This is a genomic window from Epilithonimonas sp. (genome assembly GCF_032055105.1).
In the GTDB taxonomy this organism is placed as follows: Bacteria; Bacteroidota; Bacteroidia; order Flavobacteriales; family Weeksellaceae; genus Epilithonimonas.
The window spans coordinates 210336-228117 of sequence record NZ_DAMBRK010000003.1; the positions used below are offsets into that span (position 1 = coordinate 210336).

General features: G+C 34.0%; 18 protein-coding genes. 9 read left to right on the forward strand and 9 right to left on the reverse strand.

Annotated elements, in window-relative coordinates:
* Positions 1-11 precede the first annotated feature (11 nt).
* The 4 genes from RTY06_RS03780 to RTY06_RS03795 all read right to left on the reverse strand — a co-directional run bounded on the left by RTY06_RS03780 (position 12) and on the right by RTY06_RS03795 (position 5063).
* Positions 12-1208: a class I SAM-dependent methyltransferase gene (locus tag RTY06_RS03780; protein ID WP_312822929.1), complete on the reverse strand. Its 1197-nt coding sequence runs from the start codon at positions 1206-1208 to the stop codon at positions 12-14.
* Between the two features lie 473 nt (positions 1209-1681).
* Entirely contained in the window at positions 1682-3079 is a 1398-nt protein-coding gene (locus RTY06_RS03785; protein WP_312822931.1) for an MFS transporter, read from the reverse strand.
* A 50-nt stretch (positions 3080-3129) separates the two neighbouring features.
* Entirely contained in the window at positions 3130-4188 is a 1059-nt protein-coding gene (locus RTY06_RS03790) for an agmatine deiminase family protein (RefSeq protein ID WP_312822933.1), read from the reverse strand.
* Positions 4188-5063, reverse strand: coding sequence for a carbon-nitrogen hydrolase (locus RTY06_RS03795; RefSeq protein ID WP_312822935.1), 876 nt, complete (start codon positions 5061-5063; stop codon positions 4188-4190). Before RTY06_RS03795 ends, RTY06_RS03790 begins: the two co-directional genes overlap by 1 nt.
* A 177-nt stretch (positions 5064-5240) precedes the next feature.
* Here RTY06_RS03795 and RTY06_RS03800 point away from each other — a divergent pair, with 177 nt between their 5' ends.
* Complete coding sequence (locus tag RTY06_RS03800) at positions 5241-5648, forward strand: hotdog domain-containing protein (protein ID WP_312823031.1); 408 nt, start codon at positions 5241-5243, stop codon at positions 5646-5648.
* A gap of 117 nt (positions 5649-5765) precedes the next feature.
* Here RTY06_RS03800 and RTY06_RS03805 read toward each other — a convergent pair whose 3' ends face one another.
* A complete protein-coding gene (locus tag RTY06_RS03805; protein ID WP_312822936.1) occupies positions 5766-6443 on the reverse strand; it encodes a type 1 glutamine amidotransferase domain-containing protein in 678 nt (225 codons plus the stop codon).
* 439 nt (positions 6444-6882) lie between these two features.
* Here RTY06_RS03805 and RTY06_RS03810 point away from each other — a divergent pair, with 439 nt between their 5' ends.
* Both RTY06_RS03810 and RTY06_RS03815 read left to right on the forward strand, forming a co-directional pair.
* On the forward strand, positions 6883-7440 hold the full coding sequence (locus tag RTY06_RS03810) for a hypothetical protein (protein WP_312822937.1): 558 nt from the start codon (positions 6883-6885) through the stop codon (positions 7438-7440).
* Between the two features lie 101 nt (positions 7441-7541).
* Complete coding sequence (locus tag RTY06_RS03815) at positions 7542-7856, forward strand: DUF3817 domain-containing protein (RefSeq protein WP_312822939.1); 315 nt, start codon at positions 7542-7544, stop codon at positions 7854-7856.
* A 40-nt stretch (positions 7857-7896) separates the two neighbouring features.
* Here the strand turns inward: RTY06_RS03815 and RTY06_RS03820 are convergent, their stop codons facing one another.
* Both RTY06_RS03820 and RTY06_RS03825 read right to left on the reverse strand, forming a co-directional pair.
* The gene (locus tag RTY06_RS03820) at positions 7897-8157 is read right to left on the reverse strand and encodes a hypothetical protein (RefSeq protein WP_312822941.1); all 261 of its coding nucleotides are present in this window, start codon (positions 8155-8157) and stop codon (positions 7897-7899) included.
* Positions 8157-9191: an acyl-CoA reductase gene (locus RTY06_RS03825; RefSeq protein WP_312822943.1), complete on the reverse strand. Its 1035-nt coding sequence runs from the start codon at positions 9189-9191 to the stop codon at positions 8157-8159. The genes RTY06_RS03820 and RTY06_RS03825 overlap by 1 nt, the downstream gene beginning before the upstream one ends.
* A 49-nt stretch (positions 9192-9240) precedes the next feature.
* Here RTY06_RS03825 and RTY06_RS03830 point away from each other — a divergent pair, with 49 nt between their 5' ends.
* The 6 genes from RTY06_RS03830 to RTY06_RS03855 all read left to right on the forward strand — a co-directional run bounded on the left by RTY06_RS03830 (position 9241) and on the right by RTY06_RS03855 (position 16015).
* Positions 9241-9591: a 4Fe-4S binding protein gene (locus tag RTY06_RS03830; RefSeq protein ID WP_312822944.1), complete on the forward strand. Its 351-nt coding sequence runs from the start codon at positions 9241-9243 to the stop codon at positions 9589-9591.
* Between the two features lie 74 nt (positions 9592-9665).
* The gene (gene serC, locus RTY06_RS03835) at positions 9666-10721 is read left to right on the forward strand and encodes a 3-phosphoserine/phosphohydroxythreonine transaminase (RefSeq protein ID WP_312822945.1); all 1056 of its coding nucleotides are present in this window, start codon (positions 9666-9668) and stop codon (positions 10719-10721) included.
* A 156-nt stretch (positions 10722-10877) separates the two neighbouring features.
* The gene (locus RTY06_RS03840; RefSeq protein WP_312822947.1) at positions 10878-11834 is read left to right on the forward strand and encodes a D-2-hydroxyacid dehydrogenase; all 957 of its coding nucleotides are present in this window, start codon (positions 10878-10880) and stop codon (positions 11832-11834) included.
* A gap of 5 nt (positions 11835-11839) precedes the next feature.
* Complete coding sequence (locus RTY06_RS03845; RefSeq protein WP_312822948.1) at positions 11840-13081, forward strand: DUF1015 domain-containing protein; 1242 nt, start codon at positions 11840-11842, stop codon at positions 13079-13081.
* Positions 13082-13293: 212 nt separating this feature from the next.
* On the forward strand, positions 13294-15498 hold the full coding sequence (locus tag RTY06_RS03850; protein ID WP_312822950.1) for an ATP-binding protein: 2205 nt from the start codon (positions 13294-13296) through the stop codon (positions 15496-15498).
* On the forward strand, positions 15479-16015 hold the full coding sequence (locus RTY06_RS03855) for a biliverdin-producing heme oxygenase (RefSeq protein WP_312822952.1): 537 nt from the start codon (positions 15479-15481) through the stop codon (positions 16013-16015). Before RTY06_RS03850 ends, RTY06_RS03855 begins: the two co-directional genes overlap by 20 nt.
* A 70-nt stretch (positions 16016-16085) precedes the next feature.
* Here the strand turns inward: RTY06_RS03855 and RTY06_RS03860 are convergent, their stop codons facing one another.
* Both RTY06_RS03860 and RTY06_RS03865 read right to left on the reverse strand, forming a co-directional pair.
* Positions 16086-17183 carry a peptidylprolyl isomerase gene (locus RTY06_RS03860; RefSeq protein ID WP_312822953.1) on the reverse strand — a complete coding sequence of 366 codons (1098 nt, stop codon included), beginning with the start codon at positions 17181-17183 and terminating at the stop codon, positions 16086-16088.
* A gap of 18 nt (positions 17184-17201) precedes the next feature.
* Positions 17202-17714: an FKBP-type peptidyl-prolyl cis-trans isomerase gene (locus RTY06_RS03865; protein WP_312822954.1), complete on the reverse strand. Its 513-nt coding sequence runs from the start codon at positions 17712-17714 to the stop codon at positions 17202-17204.
* Between the last annotated feature and the right edge of the window lie 68 nt (positions 17715-17782).

Genomic DNA, 17782 nt, shown 5'->3' on the forward strand with positions numbered 1-17782 from the left:
AATAAATTAAATTAAAGGCTTCTCAGAATTTCTTTTCCATTAACCGATTGTGTGAAAATCAGGTAATGATTTCCGCCGTCATTCAGTTTATATTTTTTCTTGATTTCTTCCGGTTTCAAAGGATAATTTTTGGAAATCAAATTATACTTCTCTCCTTTTTTCAAATCTTTTGCGTCGATTTTTTCTATTTCTAAAACTCTTCCAGGGAAATTTTCAATTTTATGTTCTGAAGTGTAAAAATGCGTATTTGGATGCAGTTTTTTTAACCCGAATTTTTCTGAAATGATGTTAAATGCGCCAGCTTTCAGAATAGAATTGTTTGGAATATAAAGAAATTTCAAGCTTTCCGAGAACTCAGATTTTGCTGATTTTTCATCATTAAAATTGAATAAAAACTCTGGTTCATCAGATTCAAGATTTACACAACGAATCTCAACGTCTTTATTCTTTGTTCTTTGCTCTTTATTCTCAATAATTAATAAAAGCTCTTTAACTTCATTTCTAACTGCAATAATTTGAATTTCAGTAATGTTTCTCAATTCTGAAATCAAATAGGAAATATCAATCAATGGCGACAATTTTACAATAATTTTATCTGAAATTGAATGTAATTGTTCTTCGATTTCTAAGAGATTTGGAGAAAGGTCTTCCAGAAGAAATTTCTTTTTGTTTTGCCGGTCTCTTCTTGCTGGGTCAAGATAAACAATATCGAACTTATTTTTAATTTGACTCTGCTTGTCAGCCTGAGGCTCTCGAAGACTTTCTAAGAATACTTCCAGATTTTCATTAATGAAATTCGCTTTTCTATCTAAAGCTTTCCAATTATTCTCAACGATTGAAATCAATTCTGGATTTTGTTCTATTAAAGTAACTTCATCAAAATTTTTGGATAAAAAATAGGCGTCAATCCCGAATCCACAAGTCAAATCGAGGAAAGATTTTCCTTTCAAATTTTGAGCTTTATATTCTGCGGTTGATTGTGATGAAGCCTGTTCCAGATTGAGATTTGGAGGAAAAACAATTCCTTCTTTTGTGAGAAATGGAAATTTCTTTTCTGCTGTTTTTCTACCTTTGATTTGTTGTACGATTTCTTGCATCGAAACATTATCAAATGGCGATTTTTTCAATAATAATTTAGTTAAATCAGAATTGAGATTTTGATTGATATAATTTTGAATATCAGAAGAAATTAATTTTGAAAAATCCATACGATTACTAAAAATTTAATTAAGAGCTTGCTTAAAAATTAATTAAAACCACATAGTCACATAGAAAACATCAAGATTAAGTGCAAAAAGAAAAAAAAGAAGTATAATATTTACTATTTTTTCTCTTATTTTTACAAAAACTATGTTTCTATGTGGTTGTAAAATCATTTATGATACAAATTTAAACAAGCTCTAGGATAAAATTTAGTTTCTTAATTTTAAATAAAGGAAGGTAAGCTATTTTAGTCTAAAAGAATTTAAGAAATCAATAAATTGATTTTATTAAGGTTATTAAACAAAATCTTAACTGTTTAAATCTGTTTTGAAAACCACAAAAGTCACAAAAGTTTTACATTTCCTTAAGTTTATCTAATCTTTAAATAAGGATAATGACCTTAACTTTTTTGCTCTTTATAAGATTTTTTTTATAATTTTTCTTTTGTGACTTTTGTGGTTTAATGTTTAATAATCCTTTAAACTGATTTCATATTATCACCGTCTCTGGTATTCAGTCTTCGGAAAACTAAGCCAGAAAGAATTGTGAGAAAACCAACAATTAAAAACGTATAACGGAAAGCATTGTGAATCTCGTTATGAATAAACTTAGTGTCGCCTTCAAAAATCTTTAGAATAATTAATCCAAATGCAACTCCAAATCCAATCGCAAATTGCTGATTAACAGAAACCAAAGAATTACCACTACTCGTCTGATAAGTTCTGAGGTCAGCAATCGAAATCGTATTCATTGACGTGAATTGTATCGAATTAAAAAATCCAAGCAATAACAAAAGTGGTACATACCAATAAATCGAACTATGAATACTCGGAATCGCCAGACAACAAATCAGAAAACCAATAATAAATGTATTGACCATCAATGTGGAACGGTAACCAAATCTATCCAAAATCTTGATAACCGCAGATTTTCCAAACATCGAAGTCAATGCCATTGGAGCAACAATCCAACCAGAAGTAAAAGCCGATTGTCCATAAGCAATCTGAATCATGAGCGGAACCAAAAGCGGAATAGAGCTGATTCCCAATCTTGTCGCCAAATTTCCTAAAATCCCAACTCTGAATGTACGAACCTGAAAAAGATTGAGTGGAAAAATAGGATTGCTGTCTTTTTTGGCGTGTTTGTAATAGAAAAACAACATCAAGAATCCCAATAAGAACACCAATAAAACCGGCGTAATATTCTTCTCATTTCCGAATAATTCCAAAGAAATGGAAAGTAACAAAGAAGCCATTGCGAAAATGAGAAAGCCTTTCAAGTCAAAATCGATGACAGGAGATTTGTAATTCGGCATATATTTTAAGCCCAAGACAATTCCTAAAATGCCAATCGGAATATTAATCAGAAAGATCCAATGCCAAGACAAATAATCGACCAAATATCCACCAACCAAAGGTCCTAAAACTGGTCCAATCAAAGCCGGAATAATGGCGTAATTCATTGCTTTGAGAAGTTCACTTTTGTCAAATGTTTTGATGAGTGCAAGCTTTCCAACAGGCGTCATCAAACTTCCGCCAACGCCCTGAATCACTCTGGAAATTACCAATTCTGTTAAATTTTGTGATAACGAACAAAACAATGAACCGAGTGAAAATAAAGCTAATGATGTTATGAAAACATTCTTGGTCCCGAATTTGTCCGCCAAAAAACCACTGACAGGCATAAACAAAGCTAATGTGAGAACATAACTTATGATTGTGTTCTGCATATTAAGCGGAGATTCGTTCAAATCTCTGGCAATTGAAGGCAAAGATGTATTCAGAATCGTGGAATCCAGCATCTGCATAAAAATCGCAGTGGCTAATATTAGGGGAAGAAATTTTTTAACGGAATCTAGAGGCAAAGTTTCGCTCATTTGATAAATTTACAATTAAAAATAAAAATCCGCTTTTTCAGCGGATTGATTTATACTAAAGGTTCTTGCTGGCTCAAACAATGGAAGCTTCCCAATCCCCAAATAATGTCGGTAGAATCTATCCCAACGACTTCTCTATCTGGAAAACATTGTTGGATAATTTCCAAAGCTACAGCATCTTTATCGCATTTGTAAGTAGGAACAATCACCGACTTGTTGGCTATGTAGAAATTGGCGTAAGAAGCTGGCAATCTTTGTCCGTCACAATAGACTGGGTCTGGCATTGGAAGTTGGATGATATTCAGTTTTTCGCCGTTTAGTAAAGTCATTTCTTCTAATTGACGAAGATTGGTTTGAAGAATTTCGTAATTGTCATCTTCAGGATTATCTTCGATAACTGTCAGAACTGTATTTTCATTTACAAAACGAATTGTATCATCCACGTGACCGTCTGTATCATCGCCTACGATGCCGTCATCTACCCAAAGAACCTGCTTTTGTCCGTAATATTTTTTCAAGAACTCTTCCACTTCCTCTTGAGAAAGATGTGGATTTCTGTTTTCATTAAGCAAACAAGATTTGGAAGTTAAAACTGTTCCAGCACCGTTGAATTCAACCGAACCTCCTTCCATAATAATTCCGGGATAAAGAACAGGTAATCCTTTTTCTTCGGCAATTTTAGTCGGAATGACATCATCCAACTCAAATGGCGGATATTTTCCTCCCCACGCATTGAATCCCCAATCTACAATGATTTTCTTTGGTTCTTCTCCATTTTTATTCACTAAAAATGCTGGACCGTGGTCTCTACACCAAGCGTCGTTGGTTTCGTGGAAATAGAATTCGACTTTAGAAATATCTGCGCCAGCTTTGGAAATGTGTTCCATTGCGAAAGCCTGCATTTCTTGGTCTTTCACATTGATGCAAACAAATTCGCCTTTCGTTAATTCAGCAATGAATTGTGCATAAGCAGGATAAATCAAATCAATTCTCTCCGGCCAAGATTCTTCTTTATGAGGCCAAGATAGCCAAGTTGCTTCGTGTTCTTCCCATTCTGCAGGGAAAACGTATCCATTTTCTAACGGATTAAAATTTTTATCTATAATCATTAATCTTCGTCAATAAAACGTTTTGTAATCGGCGAATAAGTTTCTATTCTTCTGTCTCTCAAGAAAGGCCAGTGCTTTCTCATATAATCAGTTTGAGCAAGGTCAACTTCTGTTACTACAACTTCTTCTTTATCGTGAGAAGCCAAATATAAAAGCTTTCCTTGAGCATTAGTTACAAAACTTCCACCCCAGAATTTCATAGCACCATCTTGTTCAAAACCTACTCTATTTACAGAAACTACAGGAACGCCATTTGCAACTGCGTGAGAACGCTGGATGGTTTGCCAAGCATTATATTGGTCTTGGTTAGTTTCCTCGTCCTGATCTGTTGCCCAGCCAATAGCTGTTGGATAAAACATAATATCAGCTCCCATCAAAGCAGTAATTCTGGAAGCTTCTGGATACCATTGATCCCAACAAATTAACACGCCAATTCTTCCGAATTTTGTATCAAAATTTTTGTAACCTAAATCACCTGGTGTGAAATAGAATTTCTCATAAAAAGCAGGATCGTCCGGAATATGCATTTTACGATATTTACCAAGATAAGTTCCATCTGCATCTATGACAGCCGTTGTATTATGATAAAGACCTTGCGCTCTTTTCTCGAATAATGAAGCAATAATAACAACGCCTAATTCTTTAGCAACTGCAGAAAGTGCATCGGTTGACGGCCCAGGAATGGCTTCTGCCAAATCAAAATTGTTATAATCTTCTACATCACAAAAATATAATGACGTAAAAAGTTCTTGTAAACATACGATTTCGGCGCCTTTTGCTGCGGCTTCTTTTATTTTTTCAATGGCTTTGTTCAAGTTTTCCTGCTTGTCTTTAACGCAAGACATTTGAACTGTACCTATTTTTACTTTTGACATTTAATCTAAATTTTTTACAAAAATACTAAGATTCTGACTAATCAAAAATCTCTCCAAAAGATTTTGTTTAACATTTCTAAAAATTAATGTCATCATGCATATTTTCTATGTTCTAGAACGCTTATTTTCCTCGGGAAACTTTACCTTTGCACTGAATTAAAATTATATAGATTTATGATGAATTATCACACTAGAAAATGGATAAAACCAGAAGACCTTAATCCCAATCATTCGCTTTTTGGAGGGAGACTTTTACAATGGATCGATGAAGAAGCTGCACTTTATGCCATTATTCAGTTAGAAAACTCAAGAACAGTTACCAAATATATTTCCGAAATCAATTTTGTAAGCTCAGCAAAACAAGGCGATATTATTGAGATCGGAATTGAAGCCGTGGGATTTGGGAAATCCTCGTTGACATTACGATGCGAAGTCAGAAACAAAATGACACATCAGATTATCATTACGATTGATAAATTGGTTTTTGTAGGATTAGATGAAAACGGAAATCCAAAACCTCATGGCAAAACAAAAATTGAATACGTTGCCGATCGACTGAGCGAGAAAAATACTTCAGAGTTTTAAAAGGCTGTCAAAAAAACGAGAGAGCTGTTTATGTAAAAAAGGAAAGCATTCGCTTTCCTTCTAGTAGAGACTATCTCAAAAGGACAGTTTCATTATATTACTACTTAAAAAACTTTCTTACAATATCTTCAACAATTCCTCCGCTACTTTTTCGGAAGAAGCTGGGTTTTGTCCAGTGATTAGTTTTCCATCTACCACAGCATAAGGATGCCAATCCTCTGTTTTACTATACACTCCTCCATTTTCTTTTAACATATCTTCTACAAGAAACGGAACAACATCTGTCAATTGTACAGCATCTTCCTCAGTATTGGTAAAGCCGGTTACATTTTTTCCTTTAACCAAATATTCGCCATCGATTTTGACGTGTCTTAAAACGCCCGGCGCATGGCATACAAACGCCACAGGTTTACCAGCCTTATAAAAATTTGTAATCAACTGCTGAGAAACGGTATCTTCTGCCAAATCCCACAATGGTCCGTGACCACCTGGATAGAACACCGCATCATAATCTGCAGGATTAACTTCTGATAATTTTTTGGTGTTGCTCAATTGCGCCAACAATTCTTTGTCTTCCGCCATTCTGCGTGTGGCATCGGTTTGTGCTGTTGGGTCTTCACTTTTTGGATCGATGGGTGGCTGTCCGCCTTTTGGTGATGCTAATGTGATTTGTGCGCCTTCATCAAGTAATGCGTAATAAGGTGCTGCTAATTCTTCTGTCCAGAATCCTGTTTTCTTACCTGTGTTTCCTAAGTCTTCGTGGCTCGTAAGCACGATTAATATCCTCTTGTTCATTTTGATATTTTTTTAAAATTTGATAATCCAAAATTGAGCCAATCGTCATTAAAAACACAGGACATAAGTCACAAAATCATAGTGACGCAGGTCACTATTTTCGGGTAATACGGCCCTGTGTCTCTCTAGAAACACCGAGATACGAAGCTATAATTGTTTTAGGAACCCGCTGGTTTAGCGTTGGATATTGCATCGAGAACTGTTCAAATCGTTCTTTAACATCGGTCATTAGTAAAGACAAAATTCTTTTCTGCAAAGCAACATAACCCAGACTATTTTTGATTCTGAAAAAATACTCCACTTTGTGATTTTCTAAACAGAATCTACTTAGGCTAAAAAGGTCTAAAATTTGACAACAAATTGGGCTGTGAAATTAGTCGTTCATATCTTTTGGGAACAGCTTTTCCCTTACAATGGATATTTAAAATAAATTTATATTATGAAGCTAAACATTAGCAAACTTCTAACACAGTATTTTTCCGTCATATTATTGGCGATTTTTGGTTTTACCATGTTATCCTGCTCAGAAACACCTGACCAGTTTTTTGGAACAGCAGTCCTTAATACCAATGCCACCAATGATTTTGCAACGCCAAATTTGGCAAAAAATATTAATGATGAAACGATAGAGTTTGCGGATATCCCTTCTAGCAAAAACAAAGGTGACGAAGCAATCATCTTCGTTAATAACAAAATTCTATATCTGGAGAAATCTTTGAATGATATCAAAACGCTAAATGCCAATTCTGATGACAGAAAAGCCATTAAAGAGAAATCGTTGGCTTTATACGAATTTGTCATTCCAATCTATAAAAACGAATACACCAATTACGCTAAACTATGCGACAGCAAAGCAGATCCTACTAAGAAAGAGGAAGCTGTAAAATTGATAGAACAAAAATACTCATCAACATTTGAAAAAATGTACATCGATCTTATGGATGCTGGCAAAGCTTTCGCCAATCAAAACAAACTAAATGTGAATTGGGGCAACTAATCGGAATATTGACAAAGTTTTAACCTAAGAACAAGACTTTACTGATGAATTGTAGGATGTAATTCGTTTCTTTGTCTTTGAGAATTTCAAATTAATATAAAATGTCCGGAGAGAAACCATTCAAACTCATTAATCTGTATCGTCATACCGCTTTGGTAGAAGCTGTTTCTTATTTGATACTTTTATTGATCGCAATGCCTTTAAAATATATTGCGGGTATACCAGAACCTGTTAAATATATGAGATGGATCCACGGGTGGTTATTTCTTTTCTACTTTGCGGTTCTGATTGTTGCGGCTTTCAAGTACCGTTGGAGTATTTTGAGAGTGATCTATTATCTCATAGCATCGGTAGTTCCGTTTCTCCCTTTCTTGATTGACAAGAAATTGAAACAGGAATCTTTAACGGTTAAATGATAAATAAAAAAACGGAGTCCAAAAGGCTCCGTTTTTTTTGTCAAAATTTACAAGCTAAAATATGATTGTTCGATTTGTCATAGTATTCAGCTTTCCAATAATGAGGGTCATCAATATTTCTAAATTCAATATTTTCAAATTTATATTGTTTTTTAAAAGGTTTGTCCAGAAAAATAATAATTACATCCTCTTGAGGCCAACCTTTTGAAGTTTCAGCAATTTGATTTCCAAGTTTAATTTCTTGGTTAAGAATTTCTGTTAATTCTTTACTGAAGCTAGTAATGTGATTTTTATCAATCATCAGACCACACTCAAAAAAGCCATCGTATCCACATTATCCGCATAAGTATCCAGCGAAGGATTCTGTGTTTCGCCAAAACCAATCGATTCTAATCCTAATTCTTGTTTTGCCACAATCGTTTGAATCTCATCTTTATTAGTTTCTACAAATTGTTTGGCTTCTTCCAAAGTTTCATATCGAGAAAAATTAATCACAGATAACGGACTGAATAACTTCTCATCTTCTTTCAACATCACAAAATTATTATCCCAGAATTGGTCTTGATTCAAGAGATAAACAGCCCTGTTGTAATCGTAATTGTTAGCATATTTGTTATGATTAATGACGTCTTGATGGTTCACGAAGTTTTCAAATAATCGGTCTAATTTGAAATCTTGCGGAATCAAGATTCTTGTGACATTTCTACATCCTAAACCAAAATAACGGAAAATATCATTGGCTAATAATTGTAATTCTTCATAGGTTTCATCACCTTTCAAAACTGCGATAGAAGTTCTGTTTTTTCTGATGATACTTAGGCTATCTTTGAAATAATATTCCAGATATCTCGCTGTGTTATTACTTCCGGTTGCAATCACAGCATCGAAGTTTTCGAGTTTTTCAACAATATGATATTCGATTTCTTGATTAGATAAATCATTCCATATTTCTAAAAGAAAAGGTAAAATCAATCGGTCTTTGGACGATAATTTAATCACCGGAATATGGTTGCTCAAAATCACCGAAATAATATCGTGAAATCCAACCAAAGGAATATTGCCAGCTAATATCAATCCTACTCTTTTCGAGGTATTTTTCAATTCGTATTTAGACAACCAATTGTTGATATTATCATTAGTGAAAAGACTACTCCATTGTTCTAAATTATATCTTTGATTCTCTTGAGTAAACCAAGGATTTTCAATCTCGGAACGCTTCATCAGATAAGCTAATCGTTCTTCTTTTTCATTGTAATTGTTTTCATCTTTTTTGATGAAATCATTAATGAAATCCCCCAATTTTTCGAGTCCCAAAATTTTGTTTTCGTTCAGCATAGCTGGCTTTTTTTTTGTAATTTTGCACAAAATTAAAAATAAAATAGCAATGGCTATCAAGATAACTGATGAATGTATAAACTGTGGCGCTTGTGAACCGGAATGTCCAAACAACGCCATCTATGAAGGAGCTGTAGATTGGAAAGCATCAGAAGGTACAGAGCTTAAAGGAATGGTGGTTTTATCTTCCGGACTTTCTGTAGATGCAAACGCTCCTCAGGAACCTGTAGCAGACGATTATTACTTCATTGTAACCGACAAATGTACAGAATGTAAAGGTTTCCACGAGGAGCCTCAATGTGCTGCAGTATGTCCTGTTGACTGCTGTGTTCCAGATGAAGACCATGTGGAAACAGAAGAAGAATTACTGGCGAAAAAAGCTTTCCTTCATAACGAATAAAAAATTCAAAGCCATTAGCGCCTGCTTTTGGCTTTTTAAAATAATTACCTTAACACCTAACAATTTAACGATTAATGAAAAAACATAATTTTAGCGCAGGTCCTAGTATCCTTCCACAAGAAGTTTTTCAAAAAGCATCAGAAGCAGTTCTAGATTTTAACGGAATGGGATTATCCATTTTGGAAATTTCACACAGAAGTAAAGAATTTGTTGCAGTGATGGACGAGGCTCGCGCTATTGTAAAAAGATTGATGAATCTTGGAGACGATTACGAAGTGCTTTACTTACAAGGTGGTGCAAGTCTTCAGTTTTTGATGGTTCCTTTCAATCTTCTTTCTGTTGATGGAAAAGCAGCTTATACCAATACAGGAACTTGGTCTTCAGGTGCAATTAAAGAAGCTAAAGCGATTGGAAATGTAGATGTTGTAGCATCATCAAAAGAAGCTAATTATAATTATATCCCGAAAGATTATACCGTAGGTTCAGAATACGATTATTTCCACTGCACATCAAACAATACAATTTTCGGAACTCAAATCAAAGAATTCCCGAAAGTTGATACATTGATGGTTTGTGATATGTCTTCTGATATTTTCAGTAGAGAGTTAGATTTTTCTCAATTTGATTTGATTTATGCTGGTGCTCAGAAAAATATGGGTCCTGCTGGAGCAACTTTGGTTGTGGTGAAAAAATCGATTCTTGGAAAATCAGGAAGAACTATTCCTACTTATTTGGATTATGCAGTTCACATTGACAAAGAATCTATGTCAAATACACCTCCTGTTTTTGCGGTTTATGTTTCTTACTTGACTCTAAAACATCTTGAAGAAAACGGAGGAATTGCAGCTGCTGAAGTTAGAAATAATGCTAAAGCTAAATTACTTTATGATGAAATTGACAGCAATCCAAATTTCCAAGGTGTTGCTTCAGTAGAAGACCGTTCTTTTATGAATGTGACTTTCACTTTGACAGATGAATCTAAAAAAGAAGCATTTGATACAGCTTGGAAAGCAGCAGGAATCAGTGGTCTAAATGGACACAGAAGTGTTGGTGGTTACAGAGCGAGTATTTATAACGCAATGCCTATCGAAAGTGTGCAGGTTTTAGTAGATGTAATGAAGAGTATCTAAGTACTTTTTCTTCTTATAAATCAGAAACGTCCTTGTTAATCTAGGACGTTTTTTTGTTAATATAATGTTAATCAGAAGAAAAAATTGTATCTTAGCGAACCTTGATTTTCTAAGATATTAGGGAAACTCAATAACTAAAGGACTTTTGAATTTAAAATGATTGTATTAGCTAATGACGGACTCTCCGAAACGGGGATTTTACTTTTGAAAGAAGCAGGCATTACGGTTTTGGAAGCCAGAGTTTCTGCGGAACATTTGAGCAAGTTCATCAACGATAATAATGTAGATGTTCTTCTCGTGAGAAGTGCAACCCAGGTAAGACAAAAACTGATTGATGAATGTCCAAACCTCAAAATTATCGGACGTGGCGGAATCGGTATGGATAATATCGACGTTGAATATGCTATTGATAAAGGTATCTATATCATTAACACACCGAAAGCTTCTTGCAAATCTGTTGCAGAGCTGGTTTTCGCCCATTTTTTTTCATTAGCAAGGTTTCTTCACGAGAGTAACAGATTGATGCCTTTGGAAGGTGAAACTAACTTCAATGCGTTGAAGAAATCATTTAACAATGCGACGGAACTTTCTGGAAAAACATTAGGCGTTATCGGAATGGGAAATATCGGAATAGAAGTAATCAAAATGGGTATTTCTCTCGGAATGAAAATATTAGCTTATAACAGAACTCCAAAAACTAAGAAAGTTCAGCTCAATTTCTTCGATGGCAAATCCTTGGATTTTGAAATAAAATCTGTAACTTTAAATGAAGTTTTAGAGAATTCGGATTTTATAAGTCTCAATACAGGTCTTACTGATGGCTATCTAATTGACCAAAAAGAATTTGAATTAATGAAAGAAGGCGTTTTCATTGCCAACACAGCAAGAGGCGGAGTCATCAATGAATTAGCACTTTTGGATGCGATAGAAAGCGGAAAAGTTTATGGCGCTGCATTAGATGTTTTTGAAAAAGAACCAACTCCTGAAGTATTGATTTTGATGAATCCTGCCCTATCTCTTTCCCCGCACGTTGGAGGCAATACAATGGATGCCCAAAACAGAATTGGGGAAGAATTAGCGCAACAAATTATAAAAATAAAAGCTCAACTATAATATATATGCCAGTATTTAAACCATTCAAAGGAATCAGGCCTAACCACGATTTTGTAGATGTTTTCCCGACTTATTCTTTGGATAATTTCACTCAGGAAGAGATCAACAAAAAAGCACAGTTGGATAATTCTTATATCCAGATGATAAAGCCTGCTGTTGTAAGTAAATCTAAAGATATTGACAGAAATTTCAGAAAAGTAAGATCTAATTATGAGGAATTATTAGAAGAAAAAAAATTAACCCAAGATGAGTCTGCTTATTATCTTTACGAACAGACATTGCCAGACAAAAGTACTTTCAGAGGATTATTAGGCCTTGTAAGTGTAGATGATTTCTGGGATGGCAAAATTAAAAAACACGAATCTACCATCACAGAACGTAGAATGAAAATGGCGCATTACTTGGAGAAAGTCAACATCCAAGCCGAGCCGGTTCTTTTAACATATCATTCCAACTCCAAAGTGGAACTCTTGATGACACACGAGCAAAAAAATGTTCCAATCATCAATTATAAAGATGACAAAGGTGTAAAACATAAAATTTGGAAAATTGATAATAGGTTGAAGCTTCAGCAATTTAAAGAAGTTCTTGACCCAATCGATTCTTTTTACATTGCCGATGGACATCACAGAATTGGTTCCGTTGCAGAATATGCAAAAAAACAAAGAGACAAATACAAAAGATCTCACGGAACAGAACATTATAACTTTGTTTACAGTTTTATTGTTTCCAATCAATCTATTAAAATCAATGATTACAATCGTATTCTGAATGACTTAAATGGTCTATCAAACGAAGAAATACTTGAGAAGCTAAAAGAAGATTTCCAAATCCATGATAAAGGAACAGCGCCATACTTCCCTTCTCAGAAGTTCCACATCAGTATGTACCTTGGTGGTAGATTTTATAGTTTACACGTTAAGCACAACATCAGAGAAGAGCTAAAAGATGGAAACGATCTAGATCATCATTTGGTGGACAAGTATATTTTCGAAAAATTATTCGGGATAGAAAATGCCAAACATACAGACAAGATCACTTATCTCAAAGGAACATCCAACACAGATGGAATTATTGAAATCAAAGAAAAAGTAGATTCTGGAGAATACAAAGTAGGTTTTGGAATCTATCCTATCAGTTTCAATGATTTGTTAAAAATCTCTGATAAAGAAATAAAAATGCCTCCAAAATGTACGTTAATCGAACCTAAATTGATTACAGCTTTGATGATGTATGACATGAAGTAAATTACTACTGATAATTCAAAAGTGACAATATTCTGTCACTTTTTTTATTTCTCATAAATCTATTGTTTTAACTTTTTAAATTGAAATTCAAAATATTAAACAATAAATTTTTAATACAAGTATCAATATCTAAATATAATTAACATTAGTTAATTTTTATTTTTATATTTACTTAGCAAAACACAAAAGATATATTAAATTAATAACTTATTATGTATCCAAAGGAATATATCAATTGTGACCAAGAACCTATTCATATCTGTGGAGAAGTCCAGGAATATGGATATCTAATTGGAACAAAAGATTCCAAAATTACGTTCTACAGTGAGAATATTTTGGAGCTTTTTTCTCTCGATTCTAAGTCGGTTTTAGGACAAAGCGTTGAAGTTTTATTTGATGAATTAAAACTTGATATCAATTGGGATAACTTTTCTAATAATCAAGAACTTGCGATACAGCATATAACTTTCGAGCAAGAAGATTATACGCTTTCAATTCATAATAATAAAGGCTTTACTTTTTACGAAATAGAGAAAGTAAAACCAAACCATAAAATCAACAAAGAGTACCAGGCTGTTCAGAATATTCTGAAAAATTCTAATGATGAGAATATCTGGAAAGTTCTTTTAAAAGAGATTCAGGAAATTATAGATTTTGATCGTGCGATGATTTATCAATTTCTGTATGATGGAAGTGGCGAAGTAATTGAGGAATCTGTAAAACCAGGTTTGGAAAGTTATCTTCATCTCCATTATCCAGAATCTGACATTCCGGCTCAGGCAAGAGCTCTTTATCTTAAAAACACTGTCAGAATTACATCTCACGTTTCAGGGAAAACCTATCCTATTTTCGGTATTCAAAAAGAAGAAATCGATTTGACTTATAGCGTTACGAGATCATCGTCACCTATTCATCGTCAGTACCTTAAGAACGCAGGTGTAGAATCTAGTTTCAGTACGTCTATCATTGTCAACGGACAATTGTGGGGATTGGTAGCTTGTCAAAATGCTGAGCCAAAACATCTCGATTTACAGTCCAGATTACTAGTGGAAACTCTTACCAGAACATCTGCAAATGCTTATGGTTCTTACAGAGCTTTAGAAACTTTGGAAGAATACCAAAGAATCAATCTTAATAATATATCGCTTCGTCAAAATCTCTTGAATGAAGATCATTTTGAGAAATCACTGAAAAATAATATCGATGATATTATGAACACTTGTTACGCCGAAGGAATGATTATCAAAATTAATAACGAGATATTAACCCACGGCAATGTTCCCAATCATTCTGACATCCAGAAAATCATCCAGTGGAGCAAAGATAATGAGCAAGACTTTGTCGAGAATATTTTCATATCCAATACTTTTTGCAAAACAAGCAATCTGCAGCTGGACAATTCTGAATTAAGCTGTGGAATTATCATTAGCGTATTAGCAAGTAAGACTTCTGATATGCTGATTTGGTTAAGGAAAGAACAAAATCAAAAAATAAAATGGGCAGGAAAACCAGAAAAAGGAACTGTCTCTGAAATTAAAGATGGTGTAGAAATCATCAAATTCTCTCCAAGAACATCTTTCGAAGTTTGGAAAGAGTATGTGAAAGATACTTCGATGCCTTGGAAAATCAAAGAAATAGAATCTGCCAAATGGATTACGTCTGTTATTTTAAAGGCATCTCATACCAAATCTTCTCAAATCCAAGATCTTAACAATCAATTGAAAGAACTGAATGCAGAATTGGACTCTTTTTCATACACCATTTCTCACGATCTCAATACACCATTGACTGTCATCAAACTAAATGCACAATTGATGAAACGAGGTTTTGATCCGGAAGAAAAATCTTCTCAATTTCTCAATACAATCATTACTCAGGTAGATTCTATGAGTGATATGATTAAGAATGTTTTGGAACTTAGCAAAATCAAAAAATCAGAAATAGAGCTTAAAAGCATAGAAGTCAATTCTTTAATTAACCAATTGGCAGAAGACTCCAAAATAAGCTTTGATTCACCGAATACGGAAGTCATTATTGAAAATACACCGGAAGTTTTAGGAGATCCAACGATGGTTTACCAAGTCTTTGGAAACGTGATTGGTAATGCTATTAAATATTCTTCAAAATCTCTAAAACCCAAAGTAAGAATCATTGGAGAAGTTGATGAATACGAAGTTATTTACAAAATTTCTGACAATGGGATTGGCATTGATAAACAAGATGAAGATAAAATGTTCAAAATATTCAGCCGAATGAGTAATGCCAAATCCTTCAAAGGAAACGGCGTGGGGTTGAATATCGTTCATCATCTGATGGAGAAAATGGGTGGACAGATAAGCTATGAAAGCGAGAGTGGAAAAGGAACAACGTTTATATTAAAATTTCAAAAACCTGATTATGATTTCAGTATTTCTTAAAGAACAAACAAAACAACAACACGACGACACAGAAGCGAAACTACAATCACAAAAGATTTTTGACAAGTCTTATACGTTGGATGACTATAAAACTTTATTAATTCACAATTATCAATTAATCAGCAGATACGAACCTCAAATCCAGGAGCAATTAAAAAACTACACTGAATTGAAATTAGATCTTAGAAGTAAAATCAATGCGCTTAAAGTTGATTTAGACAATCTTAATATCAAAACAGAATCAGAAACACCAACTCAAAACCTAGAAAATGAAGCAGAAGCTTTTGGTGCCTTGTACGTAATGGAAGGTTCTACTTTGGGTGGAAATGTTATCGCAAAACAACTAAAAAGAAACCCTGAATTCGAGAATGTAGAATTCAATTATTTTGGAGTTTATGGAGAGAATACTGGTCCGTTTTGGCAGGAATTCAAATCTATTATTGATGAAAAAATCACAGAAGAACATTACGAAGCTTGCGTAACTGGAGCTAAAAAAGCTTATCAATTATTAGCATAAATTTTTAGAATAAAAAAAGGAGTGAAAAATTAATTTCACTCCTTTTTTATACTTAAGTCAAATATTGGAATTAACCTCCAATCTTAACCAATTCTACATCGAAAACTAACCACGCATTTGGTGGAATAACACCTCCAGCTCCTCTTTCTCCGTAACCTAAAGCTGGTGGGATTAACAAAGTTGCAGTTTCACCTTCTTTAAGAAGCATGATTCCTTCGTCCCAACCTTTGATAACCTGTCCAACTCCAATTGGAATATCGATAGGTTGTCCTCTCTTGAAAGAGTTGTCAAACTCATCTCCATTTACCAATTTCCCAGCATAATGAACTGCTACAGTTTGCCCTGCAGTTGGAGCAACACCAGTTGTCGTTTTAGTAATTTTATAAAACAATCCAGAAGGCGTAGATTGCATTTCAGCTTTCATATCATCAACCAATTTTTGTTGGTTCGCTTTGAACTCTTCTTCTTTTCTTTTTTTCTCTTCTTCAGCTTTTGCTAAATAAGCTTTGTTTTTTTCTTCGATTTTATCTTTTCCTTCTGCAAAGATTTTTGCAGCATCGTAATGTTTGTAAGCATCACCTTTACTGAAAACAGCCACCTTAGTTAAAACAACATCCGTTTTAGGCTTGTCCTGAGCTCCTTTTTCTACAGCAGCAATAGAGTCAATCGTCGCTGTACTACCCACTACTTTTCCGAAGATCGTATGTCTACCATCCAACCAAGGCGTTGCAACCTCTGTGATGAAGAACTGAGAACCGTTGGTATTAGGTCCAGAGTTAGCCATAGACAAGATTCCTTTACCTGTATGTTGAAGGTCATTTTTCTCGTCAGCAAATTTGTATCCTGGATCTCCCATTCCTGTTCCTTGAGGATCTCCACCTTGGATCATAAAATCCTTAATCACTCTGTGAAAAATAGTTCCATCATAAAATGGTTCTCCTTTTTTCTTTGCTTTGTTTTCGATTTTACCTTCTGCTAAGCCTACAAAATTAGCTACAGTTACCGGAGATTTCTCATCCTCGAATTTAACTAAAATCTCTCCTTTGCTTGTTACAAAATTTCCATAAAGCCCGTCTGGCAGACTTTTATAAACTTCTTTGTCTATTTCCAATGTTTTACAATTTAATAATGTTAATAATGTTATAGATAATGCTATAATTTTCTTCATTGTTTATAATATCGTTGGTTATAATACTTTTACTTTAATAATGAGAGGCATATCATTCGTGATTTTTTTATTATCACCATAAGTTCCGTAAGCCAAAACAGAAGGAACTAATATTTCTGCTTCTTCTCCTTTTTTTAGGTATCTAATGACATCTTCCACAGCATCCATCTCTTTGAAATGGCCAAACTCTACATTGTTGTTTTCTATTGGAGTATCATATAATTTGGTTCTGTCAAAATCGTAGATATCGTATTGGTAAGATACTTTTTCCCCATTGTTTTTACGTGAGAGCTTCTCCAAACCTTCGATATTAACCCAATAATTCATTCCCATTGGATAATATTTCACTTCTTGAGAATTGATCCAATCTTGAATCTGAGTTCTCTCCAAATTATTGAGCTCCTTGGTTCTATTTTTAGAAACTTCCATTTCATTCTCAGACATATACTGCTCGTCCGAGTGGTGCACTGGAGTTTGTTTAGCACAAGAAATGATTAGCATAAAAGATAGTAAACCAAATATTTTTTTCATAATTTCAATTAAGGTTTAAAAAAATCAAAATAGATTTCAAAAACTTTTGCGAAATTAAGGATTTTCAA

Bases quoted from the DNA above. Each gene is read 5' to 3' on its own strand.
- RTY06_RS03780 (WP_312822929.1), bottom strand. From the start codon at position 1,208: ATGGATTTTTCAAAATTAATTTCTTCTGATATTCAAAATTATATCAAT.
- RTY06_RS03785 (WP_312822931.1), bottom strand. From the start codon at position 3,079: ATGAGCGAAACTTTGCCTCTAGATTCCGTTAAAAAATTTCTTCCCCTA.
- RTY06_RS03790 (WP_312822933.1), bottom strand. From the start codon at position 4,188: ATGATTATAGATAAAAATTTTAATCCGTTAGAAAATGGATACGTTTTC.
- RTY06_RS03795 (WP_312822935.1), bottom strand. From the start codon at position 5,063: ATGTCAAAAGTAAAAATAGGTACAGTTCAAATGTCTTGCGTTAAAGAC.
- RTY06_RS03800 (WP_312823031.1), top strand. From the start codon at position 5,241: ATGAATTATCACACTAGAAAATGGATAAAACCAGAAGACCTTAATCCC.
- RTY06_RS03805 (WP_312822936.1), bottom strand. From the start codon at position 6,443: ATGAACAAGAGGATATTAATCGTGCTTACGAGCCACGAAGACTTAGGA.
- RTY06_RS03810 (WP_312822937.1), top strand. From the start codon at position 6,883: ATGAAGCTAAACATTAGCAAACTTCTAACACAGTATTTTTCCGTCATA.
- RTY06_RS03815 (WP_312822939.1), top strand. From the start codon at position 7,542: ATGTCCGGAGAGAAACCATTCAAACTCATTAATCTGTATCGTCATACC.
- RTY06_RS03820 (WP_312822941.1), bottom strand. From the start codon at position 8,157: ATGATTGATAAAAATCACATTACTAGCTTCAGTAAAGAATTAACAGAA.
- RTY06_RS03825 (WP_312822943.1), bottom strand. From the start codon at position 9,191: ATGCTGAACGAAAACAAAATTTTGGGACTCGAAAAATTGGGGGATTTC.
- RTY06_RS03830 (WP_312822944.1), top strand. From the start codon at position 9,241: ATGGCTATCAAGATAACTGATGAATGTATAAACTGTGGCGCTTGTGAA.
- serC (WP_312822945.1), top strand. From the start codon at position 9,666: ATGAAAAAACATAATTTTAGCGCAGGTCCTAGTATCCTTCCACAAGAA.
- RTY06_RS03840 (WP_312822947.1), top strand. From the start codon at position 10,878: ATGATTGTATTAGCTAATGACGGACTCTCCGAAACGGGGATTTTACTT.
- RTY06_RS03845 (WP_312822948.1), top strand. From the start codon at position 11,840: ATGCCAGTATTTAAACCATTCAAAGGAATCAGGCCTAACCACGATTTT.
- RTY06_RS03850 (WP_312822950.1), top strand. From the start codon at position 13,294: ATGTATCCAAAGGAATATATCAATTGTGACCAAGAACCTATTCATATC.
- RTY06_RS03855 (WP_312822952.1), top strand. From the start codon at position 15,479: ATGATTTCAGTATTTCTTAAAGAACAAACAAAACAACAACACGACGAC.
- RTY06_RS03860 (WP_312822953.1), bottom strand. From the start codon at position 17,183: ATGAAGAAAATTATAGCATTATCTATAACATTATTAACATTATTAAAT.
- RTY06_RS03865 (WP_312822954.1), bottom strand. From the start codon at position 17,714: ATGAAAAAAATATTTGGTTTACTATCTTTTATGCTAATCATTTCTTGT.